This window comes from Rhizobium sp. RHZ01 (assembly GCF_014851595.1).
Lineage (GTDB): Bacteria > Pseudomonadota > Alphaproteobacteria > Rhizobiales > Rhizobiaceae > Rhizobium > Rhizobium altiplani.
In genome coordinates this window covers 15,112-29,535 of record NZ_JACUZZ010000018.1, presented here as the reverse complement: position 1 = coordinate 29,535, position 14,424 = coordinate 15,112, and the positions used below count along the sequence as shown (strand labels likewise).

The window sequence follows — 14,424 nt, the reverse complement described above, 5'->3', positions numbered from 1 at the left end:
CAACGGCTTAACACCCTCCGAACTTTCGCAGTTCTGGAGGTTTCAATGTTCACTCAAAGGCGACGGACAGACGATTTTCTTGCCGGGGCAAAGGCAATCCTGCCGCTCGTCGTCGCCGTCATTCCGATCGGTCTTGTCTTTGGCGCGGTTTCGGCCACGAAAGGGCTGTCTGCTCTCGAAGCCACTCTGATGAGCGCACTCGTCTTTGCCGGTGGCTCGCAGTTTGTCGCTATGGATATCTGGACGCACCCCGCCAGTTGGGCGGGCGTCGGATTTGCCGCCCTGCTTGTCAATATCCGCCATGTCCTGATGAGCGCATCGATCGGCACGAAGATGCAGGCCTTCTCGGGCTTGCGGAAGTATGCCGCCATGCTGTTCCTCGCCGATGAGATATGGGCGATCGCAGAGTTCCGTGTGGGCGTAGCGCGACTGACGCCATCATGGTTTGCGGGCGTCGCGGCGCCGTTCTATGCAGCCTGGGTCGGGTCGACCCTGGTTGGCGCATCGCTCGGGGCCTTCCTTGGCAACCCTGCCGCGATCGGGCTCGACTTCGCCTTTCCGGCAGTCTTCGTCGTGCTGACAATGGGTTTCTGGAAGGGACGCGCGACGGGCTCGGTGCTCGCCGCCAGTGCGCTGGCCGCTGTTCTGGTGCACCAATTCGTGCCCGGCGTTTGGTACATCGCAGCTGGGGCCCTCGCTGGACTTGCCGCGGCGCTTTGGACAGGCAAGACAAAGGCAGTCACGGCATGACCCTGGACTTACATACGCTTCTTGCGATCCTCGCCATGGCGGCTGCAACGGTGCTGACCCGCATGAGCGGCCTGTTTCTCCTTCGCCATGTCGAGATGACGGAACAGACTCGCACGGCCATCGAGGCGATACCGCCAGCGGTTCTGATGGCTGTCATCGCGCCCACCGCCTTTGCGACAGGCTGGGCCGAAACGGCGGCCTCCCTGGTGACGGCGCTCGCAGCGCGGCGGCTGCCGATGCTCGCAAGTGTTGCCGTCGGTGTGGCGACCGTTGCCATCCTGCGAACTGCCGGCTTGTAGATCGAGCAGTGTGCTCACGGAAAGGGTCCCGTCAGTGCTCTTCGTACTGAATGAAGGAGGGATCGGCGAGGTCGGCGAAGCGGGTGAATTCCGATTGGAAGGCGAGCTTCACCGTACCGGTCGGCCCGTGGCGCTGCTTGGCAATGATGACGTCGGCCGTACCCTTCACCTTGTCGAACAGCGCTTCCCATTCGGCATACTTCGGATCGTTCGGATCGCGCGGCTCGAGGTTCTTGACGTAGTATTCCTCACGGAACACGAAGAGCACGACGTCGGCGTCCTGCTCGATCGAGCCGGATTCACGAAGGTCGGAAAGCTGCGGGCGCTTGTCGTCGCGGCTTTCGACCTGACGCGACAGCTGGGAGAGTGCAATGATCGGAACGTTGAGTTCCTTACCGAGCGCCTTCAGGCCCGTCGTGATCTGGGTGATTTCCTGCACGCGGTTTTCGCCTGATTTGCCCGAGCCGGTCATCAGCTGGATGTAGTCGACGACCAGGCAATCGAGGCCGCGCTGGCGCTTCAGGCGGCGGGCGCGGGCGGAAAGCTGCGCGATCGAGATACCACCGGTCTGGTCGATATAGAGCGGCACCTTCTGCATCATCATCGAGCAGGCAACGAGCTTTTCGAAGTCGGCATCGTTGATGTCGCCGCGGCGGATCTTCGAGGAGGAGACTTCCGTCTGTTCCGAGATGATACGGGTGGCCAGCTGTTCGGAGGACATTTCGAGCGAGTAGAAGCCGACGACGCCGCCGTTCTTGGCCTTGTAGCTGCCATCGGGCTGCACTTCGCCTTCATAGGCAGCCGCGATATTGTAGGCGATGTTGGTCGCTAGCGAAGTCTTGCCCATACCCGGACGACCGGCAAGCACGATCAAGTCAGAACGCTGCAAACCGCCCATTTTGCCGTCAAGCGAATGGATGCCGGTGGAGATGCCGGACAGACCCCCGTCGCGCTCCTTGGCGACGGCTGCCATGTCGATCGCAAGCGCCACGGCATCGTTGAAGGACTGGAAGCCGCCATCGTAGCGGCCGTTCTCGGCGAGTTCGAACAGACGACGTTCCGTATCTTCGATCTGTGTCTGCGGCGGCATGTCGAGCGGGGCGTCATAGGCGATGTTGACGACGTCTTCGCCGATGGTGATCAGCGCGCGACGCAGCGCCAGATCGTAGATCGCGCGACCATAGTCCTCGGCATTGATGATGGTGACGGCTTCGCGGGCAAGACGCGCCAGATATTCGGAGACCGTCATGTCACCGACCTTTTCCTCAGCCTTGAGGAAGGTCTTGATCGTCACCGGATTGGCGATCTTGCCCATGCGGATGATGTCGCCCGCGACTTCGAAAATCTTGCGATGCAGCGGTTCGTAGAGATGGATCGGCTTCAGGAAGTCCGACACCCGATAATAGGCGTCGTTGTTCATCAGGATCGCGCCGAGAAGCGCCTGTTCGGCCTCGATATTGTTCGGGGCTTCCCGGTAGTGCTGCTCCGCGGGAGCAACGGCGGCAATCTTTCGAGCGACGTCGTTCATCTTGATCCGTTCTGTCTTGTTCAGCTTCGGGTGTGGCGCGCGCGCGCGACAAAATCAAGTGCGGAAGAGAGAAGACGCCAATGCCGCCGTCGATACAGGGGAGCTTTGCCCATTGTTCGACTTCTCCACAGTCTCACTTGCGGTTAATGCAAAAATACCGAAAGTGTCACCTGCGGAACACGGCCAAAACGACTCACTTCCATTGTGCCTTATTTGGTAGTCTAGGCCTGTCGGAGGAGACTTGCATCCGAGCAGGCGCGTCGGCACTTGAAAAACAACGGAAAATAATATAGGTAGTAAGGATATAATTAGTGCACTAACAAAATGGGGCTGAAATATATGGCAAAACCCACCCTTGGGCGTGAGCTAATCGAAGACCTTGCTGCCTTCAATCGCAAGCTTAGGGCCGTCTTCGACAAGATAGTGCGGGAGCGCAGCATGACGTTGCCGCGCGCCCGGGTCTTCTTCACGCTCAACAAGAAAGATGGGATCAATCAGCGCGAACTTGCCGAACGGCTGGAGCTGGAGACGCCAACGCTCGTCAGGATCCTCGATGCGATGGAAGCGCAGGGCTTCGTGCAGCGGCGCGTGGCCGGCTCCGATCGCCGTGCCAAGGAAATCTACATCACCGAGACCGGCAAGGTCGTGGCGGGTGAGATTGAAGACATCGCAGTAAAAGTGCGGGCGCAGGTCATTGCCGGTATTCCCGAAAGCGATCTGAAGACTACTTTGGACGTGATACGGGCCATGCAAGCCAACCTGCAGGGCATTCGGGGAATTTGAGGTCCTGCCGATGAGCCTCGCCCAGACCGCCAACGACAATGTGGCGCCAAGGCCAGCCGGGGAGGCGAAGCCGGACACGCAACCGATGCCGTCGCCGCCTCCAGCGGCGGGCGTACCGATGCCGGCCTGGAAAATGCCGCTCTACATGGCGGCGTCGGTCCTGCTTTTTCTGACGCAGGGCCTCGGCATGAACCTGCTCACCGCCAATATCTATCAGCTGCAGGGTTCGTTTTCGGCGACCACGACTGAACTCTCCTGGCTGTCGGCGGCTTACATGGCGCCTTACGCCAGCATGTCGATTGCACTCTTCAAGATCCGTAGCCAATACGGCCTTCGCCGTTTCGCTGAACTCGGCATTATCTGCTTCGTCGCTGCGGCGGTGCTCAATCTTCTTATCACCGACCTGCATTCCGCAATCGTCGTGCGCACGCTGAGCGGCATGGCTGCAGCACCGCTGTCGACGCTCGGCTTCCTCTACATGCTGGAGCCTTTCCCCCAGGAAAAGAAGCTCTCGCTGGGGATCAGCCTTGCGCTGATGTGTACGTTGTTTGCTTCGCCGGTGGCGCGCATCGTCTCGCCCTCGCTGCTTCATTTCGGCGGCTACCAGGCGCTCTATATGTTCGAGATGGGGCTCGCGCTCGTCGCCTTTCCAATCATCTATCTGCTGCCGCTCACAGCACCGCCGCGGGCCAATGTCATCCAGCGGCAGGATATAGTGAGCTATCTCCTGCTGGCGGTCGGCTTCGGATGTCTCGCCGTCGTATTGACGCTTGGCCGGCTCTATTGGTGGTTCGAGGCGCCGTGGATCGGCGTGCTGCTGGCGGTGTCGGTCGGCTCGCTTGCGCTCATGCTCGCCATGGAGTTGCCACGCGCCAGTCCCCTGATCGATTTCCGCTGGCTGTTCACCGGCGCGAACCTGCGGATGGCAGGCGTCCTGCTGCTCTTCCGCTTCGTCTCCTCCGAGCAGTCGTCAACCGCTGCCAATTTCTATCAGCAGCTCGGGCTTCTGAACGATCAGACCGTGACGCTCTACGCGATCATTCTCCTCGCCTCGTTGGTTGGTGGTCTTTTCTGCGCATTTCTGATGACGACCCGTTACGTCGAGACCGCCCACGTGCTGGCGCTCGCCCTTATTGCAGCCGGCGCCTTCATGGACAGCCAGTCGACGAGCCTGACGCGTCCGCCTCAGATGTATCTGAGCCAGGCGATGGTCGCCGCCGGTGCGGCGATGTTCCTGCCGCCTGTCATGGCGAATGGCTTCAAGGCGGCGATCTCCCGCGGCGTGCAGTATATCGTGAATTTCCTGGTGATCTTCGTCTTCACGCAGAGCATTGGCTCGCTCTTTGCCTCGGCGATGCTCGGGACTTTCGTGACGATCCGGGAGAAGTTCCACTCGAACGTGCTCGTCGAGCATATTCTGCTGCAAGATCCGATCGTGGCGCAGCGCATCTCCCAGATGAGCGCGGCCTACGGCAAAGTGCTTGGCGACAAGACGCTGCTCAACGCGGAGGCCCTGATGTTGCTCGCGCAGCAGGTCAGCCGCGAGGCCTATATTCTCGCCTACAACGATACGTTCCTTGTCATCGGCTACTCCTCCGTCTTCGGCCTGATCGTCATTCTTCTGCATCAAGCGTGGCGCCGGCTGCCGTGGTCAGGGACAGGCCAGTCCGATGCAATCCCCGCTCAATCGTGATCTCAGGGCGTCAGCATGTTGAAATTTCTTCGGTCCCCCTCGACCATCATCGCAGTGCTCGCCGGCATCGCCGGCGTCCTTCTCGTTCTCTATGCATGGCGCCTTCCGCCGTTCGTCACGTCAGTGGAGACGACCGACAATGCCTATGTTCGAGGCTACGTCACGATCTTGAGTCCACAGGTGAGCGGCTATGTCGTCGATGTGCCCGTGAAGGACTATCAGCAGGTCAAGCAGGGCGACACGCTCGCCCAGATCGATGACCGCATTTACGTCCAGAAGCTTGCCCAGGCGCGTGCTGCGCTCGACGGGCAGAAGGCGTCGCTCGAGAATTCCCGCCAGTCCGAGCTTGCGGCAAAGGCGAGTATCGCCTCCAGCGAGGCGCAGATCGATAGCGCGAACGCAGCGTTGACGCGCGCGCAGCAGGCCTGGGATCGCGTAAACAACCTCAGCAACCGCGGGATCGCATCGCAGAGTGAGACAGAGGCCGCACAGGCGACGCTTGACCAGGCAAAGGCCGCCCTGAACCAGGCGAAGGCCGCACTCGAGGTTTCCAAGCAAAACCTTGCGACGATCATCGTCAACCGTTCGCTGCTGGAAGCCAACGTCTCAAGCGCTGAAGCCGTGGTGCATCTGGCGGAAATCGACCTCCAGAACACCAGGATCCTGGCGCCACGCGACGGTCACCTCGGCGAAGTCGGGGTTCGAATCGGGCAGTACGTGACGGCCGGCACGCAGCTCATGGCGGTCGTGCCGGAGGACGTCTGGGTCGTCGCGAATTTCAAGGAAACGCAGCTTTACGGCATGCAGGTCGGCCAGCCGGTAACCATCACCGTCGATGCGCTCGGCAGGCGGCAGCTGAGGGGGTACATCGAGCGCTTCTCGCCGGCCGCCGGATCGGAGTTCGCGGTCATCAAGGCTGACAATGCGACCGGCAATTTCGTGAAGATCGCGCAGCGTGTCGGCGTGCGCATCCGCTTCGATCCCGACCAGCCGGCAGTCAAGGACTTGGGCCCGGGTCTCTCGGTCGTCGTCGATGTCGACAAAAGTGCCGCGCCGCAACAGAACACAGCATCCAAATAAGCAGAAAGCCCGGCGTGAGCCGGGCTTTCGTACATTCCAGAGAGGTTTCTCTGAAGATTAAGCTTCGTCGCCTTCGAGGTCGGCTTCCGGATCGAAGAAGTCTTCCGGACGCAGGGCGTCTTCGTCAACGCCGTAGATGGCATCGACGGAGGTGAGGGTTTCGCCCTTCGCCTGACGGCCAGCTTCTTCAGCCGAACGCGCAACGTTGAGCTCGACGTGAATTTCGACTTCAGCGTGGAGCTGCAGTTCAACCTTGTGCAGGCCGATCGACTTGATCGGGGTGTTCAGGTGAACCTGGTTGCGGCCGATGTTGAAGCCTTCGGCAGCGAGGATTTCAACGACGTCGCGAGCAGCAACCGAGCCGTACAGCTGGCCGGTTTCGCCAGCCGAGCGAACGACGATGAAGGACTTGCCGTCGAGAACGTCAGCAACCTTCTGTGCTTCCGACTTGCGCTCGAGGTTACGAGCTTCGAGCGTTGCGCGCTCGGATTCGAAACGCTTCTTGTTGGCTTCGTTGGCGCGAAGAGCCTTGCCGAGCGGCAGGAGGTAGTTACGAGCGAAGCCGTCGCGAACCTTTACGGTTTCGCCCATCTGGCCGAGCTTGGAGATGCGTTCAAGAAGAATGACTTCCATGTTGGTGTTCCTTTCGTGTCTTTAGATTTTCGTGTCTGTCTGTTTGGGGGCATCGACATCCTTGTTCGGGGTCAGTGCGATCGCCTTGCGGGTATCGCTCAGTCCCACCACGAGGATGAAAAAGGCTGGCACCATCAGGACGAGCGATGCCAGGTAGCAGAGGATGAGTGCCGGCAGGCGCCAATCCTTGCCGCGCGTGCGGAAGTGCAGCGCGGCGAAGCCGGAAAGCAGGAAGCCGGCGCCGAAGGTGCCGACGACGGTTGCTCCGATCATCGCCGGTATGCCGCCGAAGAACGTGGCGGCAAGCCCAACGAGAAAAACGAAGATTGAATTGCGGTTCATGCGCAGTGCCGAAGGAATGTCCTCACGCGGACGCAGACCACGGCCGGATGCACTGACGATCCGGGTTGCGATGTGGTAGGCGGAAAACAGCATGACCACCCACATGCCGCCCTGGATGGCAGGCAGCATGAGCAGGACCAGCGATTTGGTTTGTGCCGTCACTGCCGGATCGGGCGAAAACTCTGGCTGCTGCTGCGCAAGCGAGCCGAACAGGACATCGACCAGCCGGTCGATGAGCTCAGGACCGTAACCGATCATCACGCCAACGACGATCACCGCGATGGTGACGAGGCCGCAGAGATGCAGCAGGATATCCGAAAGCGGATACCAGGCCATCAGATGCTCAGGCCCGCCAAGCTCCGAGGCGGGACGGGCAAGATTCGCAAGGTGGCTGAGCCACCCGGCCGGAAGCAGCGTGACCAGCGTCATCATCAGCGCGAAGGACGGCGAGATGGCGATCGCGCCGACTACAGCGGCTGCGACGACGGCAGAGATTGCCGCCATGTTGCCCCAGCCGAGGCCGACGAGAAGAATGGGAAGTGCCGAAGCAGCGTAGAGGACCGCGCTGAACGACGGCTGCAGGCTCGCGCCGAGCACCAGAAGTGCTGCGGTCACTCCGGCGAGTGCGCCAATGCTTAGCGTTTTTGTGTTCAGTCGGTTCACGGTCGCTGTCCTGCTTCATCGAGCAGTTAGAGGGTTCTTCTGAACAGCTTCAGAAAAGCCTCAACATGGGTTTTAAGAGTTCCGATCCGCGCCCATCGCGAAAGGGAGAAGGGAAGGCACTGCTGCCTTCCCTCGATTTGGTCTCGTCGGCTGATTAAGCGACGACGTACGGCAGCAGGCCAAGGAAACGAGCGCGCTTGATCGCCTGGGCGAGTTCGCGCTGCTTCTTCTGGGAAACAGCCGTGATACGGGAAGGAACGATCTTGCCGCGCTCGGAAATGTAGCGCTGCAGGAGACGAACGTCCTTGTAGTCGATGCGCGGAGCGTTTGCGCCGGAGAACGGGCAAGTCTTGCGACGACGGTGGAACGGGCGACGAACCGGAGCGGAGGAAGCTTCAGACATTCTTAGATCTCCTTATGCACGGTCTTCGCGGGGAGCACGGTCCGGACGCGGACCACGCTGGAAGTCGCCATCCCGGCGCGGCGGACGGTCGCCGAACTCGCGGCGCGGGCCACGGTCGCCGCCTTCACGCGGGCCGCGGTCGTCGCGGTCGCGCTTCTGCATCATGGCAGACGGGCCTTCTTCGTGCTTTTCAACAGCGATCGTCATGTAGCGCAGGACGTCTTCGCTGATGCGCATCTGACGTTCCATTTCCTGCACGGCAGCAGCCGGGGCGTCGATGTCGACGAGAACGTAGTGAGCCTTGCGGTTCTTCTTGATACGGTAGGTGAGGGACTTGAGGCCCCAGTTTTCTACGCGCCCGACCTTACCGCCGTTAGCTTCGATAACACCCTTGTACTGTTCTACGAGGGCATCAACCTGCTGAGCGGAAATATCCTGTCGGGCAAGGAATACATGTTCATAAAGAGCCATGACAGCTTTGCCTTTCTTGCGTTTATTCAACCCGATATTCGGCGGCTAAGCCTCAACGACTGCTCCTGAATGGGCGGACCCAGGCAAGAAAAGCGTTTCCGAGACGGTCGAGAGCGGAGACACGGGAGGCTGGAACGCTTCCGTTCCGAACGATTTCCCGTAGGAAACCGGCCCTCCGTTCAGCCACCAGCCAGAAGACCGGGTTTGCGAACAGGGCGCTTATACGGATTTTTGGCGGAAACGCAAGGGACAGTCAGCAATGTTCTCGTTGCGAGTTCAACGACGGTAGCCCGGCCTTGCGCAGCCCGTCGACGAAATGGTCGTAGTGACCGGGGTCGACGTAGGGCGTCAGGATCTTCCAGTAATGCTCCAGGTCGGCGGGGACATTCGCGAGAATTTCCGGGATCAGGCGCTGTGCCTCCTCGCGCCGCTGCAATTGCCCCAGGCTTGCAAGAAGAACGACGCGATTGAAATAGGCGCGTCGCAGGGAAAGGCCGCGCTCGGAATAGTGGATCGCTTCCTCGTAGTTGCCGAGATGGTAGTTCGACAGCGCCAGCCGGTCGAGGATGAGGTAGGCCAGGGGATCATGCGGGCTGAGCCGCAGGGCCATATGGAGTGGATCGCAAGCTGCCGCAAAGTGGCCAGTGAAGATTCTGGCCCACCCAAGTCCCATATGCGCCAGCGCGAAATTGGGATTGAGATCGATCGCCTGCTGTGCCTCTTCTACTGCGGCCGGGGCGTTGTGAGCGACGAAATGGCCAAGACACATGGCGTAGTGGGAATAGGGATCGCGCGGATCGAGCGCCACTGCGCGCTCTGCCTCCGCCCGAAGTTCCGTGCTGTCCCTGTCGACATCGCTGCTGAAGCCGTGGAAACAGCGCGCGTAGAGCGAGCGAGCCAGCATCATGTGAGCGCGTGCGAATTCGGGGTCGAGCTCGATGGCTCGGCGATGCCAGGCTATGGATTCGATGAAGTGTTCGGCGGTATCCTGGGCATTGTGGAGCCATGTGCCGCGCATATGGCTTTCATAGGCATCAAGATTGTCCGTCGTTCTAAGCAGTGCCCGGCGGCTTTCGCCTATCAGGATTTCCGGCTCGATGGCGCCGACGACATTTTGGGTGAGCTCGTCCTGGATGGCGAAGATGTCGGCGATTTCGCGGTCGTAGCGCTGTGCCCAGAGGTGAACGCCGCTCTCCGCTTCGATCAGCTGCCCCGTGACGCGGACCCGCGTCCCGGACCTGCGCACACTACCCTCCACGAGATAGCGGACACCGAGATCGCGTCCAATCTGCTTCACGTCGACGGCCCGCCCCTTATAGGCGAAGGAAGAATTCTGGGCGATGACGAAAAACCAGCGGTAGAGCGAAAGCGCGGTGATGATGTCTTCGGTCAAGCCATCGGCGAAGAACTCCTGCTCTGGGTCATCGGACATGTTGACGAAGGGCAATACCGCAATCGAGGGTTTGTCAGGCAGTCGGAGCGGCCCCCCGAGCGCGCCGCCCTCCACGGGGTCCTCGCCGGTCCAGTCGACCTTATGCACAGGCACCGGGCGCGGAATGTTCTTCAGCGTACGATCGCCCATCGGCACGAGAGGGAAGTCCAGCTTTCCTTCGATCTGCTCGCGCAAGGCGCCAGAGATGCAGATACCCGAAGGTAGCGCCACCTCCTGAAGGCGGGCGGCGACATTCACCCCGTCGCCGAGCAGGTTATCGCCGGAAACCACGACGTCCCCGAGATTGAGCCCGAGGCGAAACTCCATTCGGCGATCCACAGGCAAGTCGGCGTTTCGGCGATTGAGCGCGCGCTGGATGGCGACCGCTGCGCGAACGCCTTGCACTGCGCTGTGGAATTCCGCCACCACGCTGTCTCCGGAGCTGCCGAAAATCCGCCCGCCATGCTCGCAAACGAGGTCACCAATCGTGGTGCTGTAGACGCTCAGGGTCGCAAGCGCATCCTCCTCGTTGGCTGCAACAAGGCGGCTGTAACCGGCCACGTCGCCGGCAAGGATGACTGCGAGCTTCCGTTCCACGGAATGAGCTCCCCGCGGCCCTACACAGAGCCCTATAAACGTAGCTGAATTGCGCAGGACGGAGAAGCGGAAATTGCCGCGCGGGCAAAGTTCTCGAAACTTGTCGTTGTGGCGACTTGCGTGGGGCGGGCCCCGATGCAATGGTTTCAGGGCAGTGATCTGGCCGTCGACGGCCAGATCGTGATGCATCGTCCGGTTGCCTTAGATCGGCATCGGGTACTGGCGATGAACCGCCTCGATTTCCACGAGAACGTCGTGCGACAGCTTGAGATTGACGGAGCTCAGGTCTGTATCGAGCTGTTTCATCGTCGTCGCGCCGATAATCACCGAAGCCATGAATCGGCGATGCAGGCAGAAGGCGAGCGCCATCGCAGCAGGATCGAGCCCATGCCGTGCAGCGATATCGAGATAAGCCTTCGTCGGTGCTTCCTGCAAAGGCTGCAGCCGACCGCCGAGATCGCCATTGATCGCCCCGCGCGAGCCTTCCGGCTTGGCGCCGTCGATATACTTGCCGCTCAGGATGCCGCCGGCGAGGGGGGAATAGGCGAGCAGGCCGACATCCTCGTGATGCGACAGCTCCGCCAGATCGAGGTCGTGGTGGCGGTAGAGCAGATTATATTCGTTCTGGATCGTGGCAACGCGCGGCAGGCCGAGCTGTTCGGCGAGCGTCAGATACTTCTGGGTGCCCCAGGTGGTTTCGTTGGAAAGGCCGAAGGCGCGAACCTTGCCTTCCCTCACAAGAGCACCCATCGTTTCCAATATCTCCGTGATATTGGCGACGGCCTTGGCGTGGTCCTGCTTGAAGGGATCGTAGTGCCAAGCCTGACGGAAATGGAAATGTCCGCGGCTCGGCCAATGAATCTGGTAGAGGTCGACATAGTCGGTCCGCAGGCGCTTCAGGCTTGCCTCGATCGCCAGGCGAATATTCTTCGCGTCGGCACCGTCGCCGTTGCGGATGTAGGAACGGCCGGGGCCCGCGACCTTCGTCGCGAGCACGATATCCTTGCGCTTGCCCGTCTTCTGGAACCAGCTGCCGATGTAGTCTTCGGTCAGCCCCTGCGTTTCCGCCGAAACGGGCGTAGTCGGATAGAGCTCGGCCGTGTCGAAGAAGTTGACGCCCTTCTCGACGGAATGGTCCATCTGCTCGTGCGCTTCGATCTCGGTGTTTTGCGTGCCCCACGTCATGGTGCCGAGGCAGATTTCGGACACGGAAATATCCGTGCGGCCAAGTTTCCTGTATTTCATCTGAAAGCCTTGAAAGTGATCTGAAAAAGAAATGGTCTGGAGGGGCGGCGCAAATCTAGACTGGAATTGAGTAAGCGCAAGGGGCCAAAACGCTGCGTTCTCGCAGCTGCAAAAGCCTTGGAGCGCGGGGCTCCGGCACTTGACTCTGCAGGAAAGAATGTCAATTGGAGGCGAAATAACCAGAGGTCCAATTATAAAGGACATAGGATGACCATCGCTTTCACATTTCCGGGGCAGGGCAGCCAGGCTGTCGGCATGGGCAAGGATCTCGCTGAAAACTTCGCCGAGGCACGCGCCGTCTTCCAAGAAGTCGACGAAGCGCTGGGCGAGAAGCTGTCCGAGACGATGTTCAATGGGCCGGAAGATACGCTGACCCTGACGGCCAATGCGCAGCCGGCCTTGATGGCGGTGTCGATGGCGGTTATCCGGGTCCTCGAAACCAACGGCGTCGACCTAAAGGCAAAGGTCTCCTATGTCGCCGGTCATTCGCTAGGCGAATACTCAGCGCTCTGCGCCGCAGGAACCTTCTCGCTGGCCGACACTGCACGGTTGCTCCGCATCCGCGGCAACGCCATGCAGGCCGCCGTACCGGTCGGCGTCGGCGCGATGGCGGCCATTATTGGCCTTGAACATGCCGATGTCGCCGCCGTCTGCGAGGAAGCCTCGGCCGTCGGCTCCTGCCAGATCGCCAACGACAACGGCGGCGGTCAGATCGTCATATCAGGCGAGAAGGCGGCCGTCGAAAAGGGCGCTGCGATTGCGACCGAGAAGGGCGCCAAGCGCGCGATCCTGCTTCCGGTCTCCGCTCCCTTCCATTCTTCGCTGATGGCCCCAGCTGCAGAAGCGATGCGCGAAGCGCTGGCCGGCGTGAGGAAGTCCAACCCGGTCGTGCCTCTTATCGCCAACGTGCGCGCTGCGCCGGTGACCGACGCCGACGAGATTGCAAAGCTGCTGGTGGAGCAGGTGACGGGCCAGGTCCGCTGGCGCGAGACTGTCGAGTGGTTCGCGGCCAATGGCGCGACGACGCTTTACGAGGTCGGCTCCGGCAAGGTCCTGACCGGCCTTGCACGCCGCATCGACAAGACGGTGAACGGCATCGCCGTCAACACGCCTGCTGATATCGACGCGGCCGTTGCCGCCCTGATGGCCTGATAGATTTAACGATTACAAGGAACACTACCCATGCTCGACCTTTCCGGCCGCAAGGCTCTGGTTACCGGCGCATCCGGCGGCATCGGCGAAGAAATCGCCCGTATCTTGCATAAGCAGGGCGCAATCGTCGGCCTTCATGGCACCCGCGTCGAGAAGCTTGAGGCGCTGGCCAACGATCTCGGCGATCGCGTCAAGATCTTCCCGGCCAACCTCGCAGACCGCGACGAAGTCAAGGCGCTCGGCGTCAAGGCGGAAGCCGATCTCGAAGGTGTGGACATCCTCGTCAACAACGCCGGCATCACCAAGGACGGCCTGTTTGTGCGCATGAGCGACGAGGACTGGGATAGCGTCATCGAAGTGAACCTGACGGCGATGTTCCGCCTGACGCGCGAGATGACCCACCCGATGATGCGCCGCCGCTATGGCCGTATCATCAACATCACGTCGGTCGTAGGCGTGACCGGCAATCCGGGCCAGGCCAATTACTGCGCCTCCAAGGCGGGCATGATCGGCTTCACGAAGTCACTGGCTCAGGAGATCGCAACCCGCAACGTCACGGTCAACTGCGTGGCGCCTGGCTTCATCGAGTCCGCCATGACCGGCAAGCTGAACGACAAGCAGAAGGAAGCGATCATGGGAGCGATCCCGATGAAACGCATGGGCACCGGCGCGGAAGTCGCCTCTGCGGTTGCCTATCTCGCCTCGTCGGAAGCTGCTTATATGACAGGCCAGACGCTGCACGTAAACGGCGGCATGGCCATGATCTGAAACGGGAAACTGCGTTTCGAGGCAGTTTTCGCCGCAATAGCGTGTTGAGCAACCCGATGGGGTTGATTTTCTGGCTTTGCGGCAGACTTAAACCGTGTTAAGCGGGCCATGACTGTGAACAGTCTCCCGAGAAAGCAGACGGACCGGCGGGCTTTTGTGCAAGCCTGGGACATTTCTGGTAGCCGGGTTCAAAGAGTTTGCCGAGGGTGGCTTAACGGCGCCGCAGGCTGAAACAGGGTAGGGATGTCACAAGGCATTCTGATCAGGATATAAGGTCGAGGAAACCGACATGAGCGATATCGCAGAACGCGTAAAGAAAATTGTTATTGATCATCTTGGCGTCGACGCCGACAAGGTTGTTGAAAGCGCCAGCTTTATCGACGATCTGGGCGCTGACTCGCTCGACACCGTCGAACTGGTCATGGCGTTCGAAGAAGAATTCGGCGTTGAGATTCCGGACGACGCTGCAGACTCGATCCTGACGGTCGGCGATGCCGTGAAGTTTATCGAAAAGGCTCAGGCTTAATCCTGAGCGATTGAGAAAAGGGCGGACCCGGAGTCCGCCCTTTTTATTTCTGGCATGGT

At 60.6% G+C, this 14,424-nt stretch carries 15 protein-coding genes; 8 read left to right on the top strand and 7 right to left on the bottom strand.

Features of this window, described 5'->3' with window-relative positions:
* Nucleotides 1-45: 45 nt before the first annotated feature.
* Together IB248_RS18790 and IB248_RS18785 are read left to right on the top strand one after the other, a co-directional pair.
* Nucleotides 46-750 (top strand): AzlC family ABC transporter permease, encoded by a 705-nt coding sequence (locus IB248_RS18790; protein WP_018857384.1) that lies wholly within the window; start codon nucleotides 46-48, stop codon nucleotides 748-750.
* Nucleotides 747-1,049, top strand: a complete 303-nt coding sequence (locus tag IB248_RS18785; RefSeq protein WP_018857383.1) for an AzlD domain-containing protein — start codon at nucleotides 747-749, stop codon at nucleotides 1,047-1,049. The genes IB248_RS18790 and IB248_RS18785 overlap by 4 nt, the downstream gene beginning before the upstream one ends.
* Nucleotides 1,050-1,080: 31 nt before the next feature.
* On the opposite strand, the gene IB248_RS18780 is transcribed toward IB248_RS18785, so the two are convergent.
* Entirely contained in the window at nucleotides 1,081-2,577 is a 1,497-nt protein-coding gene (locus IB248_RS18780) for a replicative DNA helicase (RefSeq protein ID WP_018857382.1), read from the bottom strand.
* A gap of 339 nt (nucleotides 2,578-2,916) precedes the next feature.
* Between IB248_RS18780 and IB248_RS18775 the strand changes: the two genes are divergently transcribed.
* Genes IB248_RS18775 through IB248_RS18765 form a run of 3 tightly spaced genes read left to right on the top strand, consistent with a single transcriptional unit; the run spans nucleotide 2,917 to nucleotide 6,133 of the window.
* Complete coding sequence (locus tag IB248_RS18775) at nucleotides 2,917-3,360, top strand: MarR family winged helix-turn-helix transcriptional regulator (RefSeq protein WP_018116191.1); 444 nt, start codon at nucleotides 2,917-2,919, stop codon at nucleotides 3,358-3,360.
* Between the two features lie 10 nt (nucleotides 3,361-3,370).
* Nucleotides 3,371-5,053 (top strand): MFS transporter, encoded by a 1,683-nt coding sequence (locus tag IB248_RS18770; RefSeq protein WP_169681071.1) that lies wholly within the window; start codon nucleotides 3,371-3,373, stop codon nucleotides 5,051-5,053.
* A 15-nt stretch (nucleotides 5,054-5,068) separates the two neighbouring features.
* Nucleotides 5,069-6,133 (top strand): HlyD family secretion protein, encoded by a 1,065-nt coding sequence (locus tag IB248_RS18765; RefSeq protein ID WP_018857380.1) that lies wholly within the window; start codon nucleotides 5,069-5,071, stop codon nucleotides 6,131-6,133.
* A gap of 57 nt (nucleotides 6,134-6,190) precedes the next feature.
* Here the strand turns inward: IB248_RS18765 and rplI are convergent, their stop codons facing one another.
* The 6 genes from rplI to IB248_RS18735 all read right to left on the bottom strand — a co-directional run bounded on the left by rplI (nucleotide 6,191) and on the right by IB248_RS18735 (nucleotide 11,919).
* Nucleotides 6,191-6,766 carry a 50S ribosomal protein L9 gene (gene rplI / locus IB248_RS18760; RefSeq protein WP_025659829.1) on the bottom strand — a complete coding sequence of 192 codons (576 nt, stop codon included), beginning with the start codon at nucleotides 6,764-6,766 and terminating at the stop codon, nucleotides 6,191-6,193.
* Nucleotides 6,767-6,787: 21 nt separating this feature from the next.
* The gene (locus IB248_RS18755) at nucleotides 6,788-7,771 is read right to left on the bottom strand and encodes a DUF2232 domain-containing protein (protein ID WP_018857378.1); all 984 of its coding nucleotides are present in this window, start codon (nucleotides 7,769-7,771) and stop codon (nucleotides 6,788-6,790) included.
* Between the two features lie 154 nt (nucleotides 7,772-7,925).
* A complete protein-coding gene (gene rpsR, locus IB248_RS18750) occupies nucleotides 7,926-8,174 on the bottom strand; it encodes a 30S ribosomal protein S18 (protein WP_004680498.1) in 249 nt (82 codons plus the stop codon).
* Between the two features lie 12 nt (nucleotides 8,175-8,186).
* Nucleotides 8,187-8,645, bottom strand: coding sequence for a 30S ribosomal protein S6 (gene rpsF / locus IB248_RS18745; RefSeq protein ID WP_018857377.1), 459 nt, complete (start codon nucleotides 8,643-8,645; stop codon nucleotides 8,187-8,189).
* Between the two features lie 253 nt (nucleotides 8,646-8,898).
* Entirely contained in the window at nucleotides 8,899-10,674 is a 1,776-nt protein-coding gene (locus IB248_RS18740) for an adenylate/guanylate cyclase domain-containing protein (protein WP_169681069.1), read from the bottom strand.
* Between the two features lie 201 nt (nucleotides 10,675-10,875).
* A complete protein-coding gene (locus IB248_RS18735; protein WP_025659826.1) occupies nucleotides 10,876-11,919 on the bottom strand; it encodes an aldo/keto reductase in 1,044 nt (347 codons plus the stop codon).
* Between the two features lie 207 nt (nucleotides 11,920-12,126).
* On the opposite strand from IB248_RS18735, the gene fabD reads away from it, so the two are divergent.
* The 3 genes from fabD to IB248_RS18720 all read left to right on the top strand — a co-directional run bounded on the left by fabD (nucleotide 12,127) and on the right by IB248_RS18720 (nucleotide 14,365).
* Nucleotides 12,127-13,071, top strand: a complete 945-nt coding sequence (gene fabD, locus IB248_RS18730) for an ACP S-malonyltransferase (protein ID WP_018857374.1) — start codon at nucleotides 12,127-12,129, stop codon at nucleotides 13,069-13,071.
* 30 nt (nucleotides 13,072-13,101) lie between these two features.
* Nucleotides 13,102-13,839, top strand: a complete 738-nt coding sequence (gene fabG, locus IB248_RS18725) for a 3-oxoacyl-[acyl-carrier-protein] reductase (RefSeq protein ID WP_018857373.1) — start codon at nucleotides 13,102-13,104, stop codon at nucleotides 13,837-13,839.
* 289 nt (nucleotides 13,840-14,128) lie between these two features.
* Nucleotides 14,129-14,365: an acyl carrier protein gene (locus tag IB248_RS18720; protein WP_003547058.1), complete on the top strand. Its 237-nt coding sequence runs from the start codon at nucleotides 14,129-14,131 to the stop codon at nucleotides 14,363-14,365.
* Nucleotides 14,366-14,424: the final 59 nt, after the last annotated feature.

Coding starts and splice junctions, on each gene's coding strand:
- IB248_RS18790 (WP_018857384.1), top strand. CDS start 46: ATGTTCACTCAAAGGCGACGGACAGACGATTTTCTTGCCGGGGCAAAG.
- IB248_RS18785 (WP_018857383.1), top strand. CDS start 747: ATGACCCTGGACTTACATACGCTTCTTGCGATCCTCGCCATGGCGGCT.
- IB248_RS18780 (WP_018857382.1), bottom strand. CDS start 2,577: ATGAACGACGTCGCTCGAAAGATTGCCGCCGTTGCTCCCGCGGAGCAG.
- IB248_RS18775 (WP_018116191.1), top strand. CDS start 2,917: ATGGCAAAACCCACCCTTGGGCGTGAGCTAATCGAAGACCTTGCTGCC.
- IB248_RS18770 (WP_169681071.1), top strand. CDS start 3,371: ATGAGCCTCGCCCAGACCGCCAACGACAATGTGGCGCCAAGGCCAGCC.
- IB248_RS18765 (WP_018857380.1), top strand. CDS start 5,069: ATGTTGAAATTTCTTCGGTCCCCCTCGACCATCATCGCAGTGCTCGCC.
- rplI (WP_025659829.1), bottom strand. CDS start 6,766: ATGGAAGTCATTCTTCTTGAACGCATCTCCAAGCTCGGCCAGATGGGC.
- rpsR (WP_004680498.1), bottom strand. CDS start 8,174: ATGTCTGAAGCTTCCTCCGCTCCGGTTCGTCGCCCGTTCCACCGTCGT.
- rpsF (WP_018857377.1), bottom strand. CDS start 8,645: ATGGCTCTTTATGAACATGTATTCCTTGCCCGACAGGATATTTCCGCT.
- IB248_RS18735 (WP_025659826.1), bottom strand. CDS start 11,919: ATGAAATACAGGAAACTTGGCCGCACGGATATTTCCGTGTCCGAAATC.
- fabD (WP_018857374.1), top strand. CDS start 12,127: ATGACCATCGCTTTCACATTTCCGGGGCAGGGCAGCCAGGCTGTCGGC.
- fabG (WP_018857373.1), top strand. CDS start 13,102: ATGCTCGACCTTTCCGGCCGCAAGGCTCTGGTTACCGGCGCATCCGGC.
- IB248_RS18720 (WP_003547058.1), top strand. CDS start 14,129: ATGAGCGATATCGCAGAACGCGTAAAGAAAATTGTTATTGATCATCTT.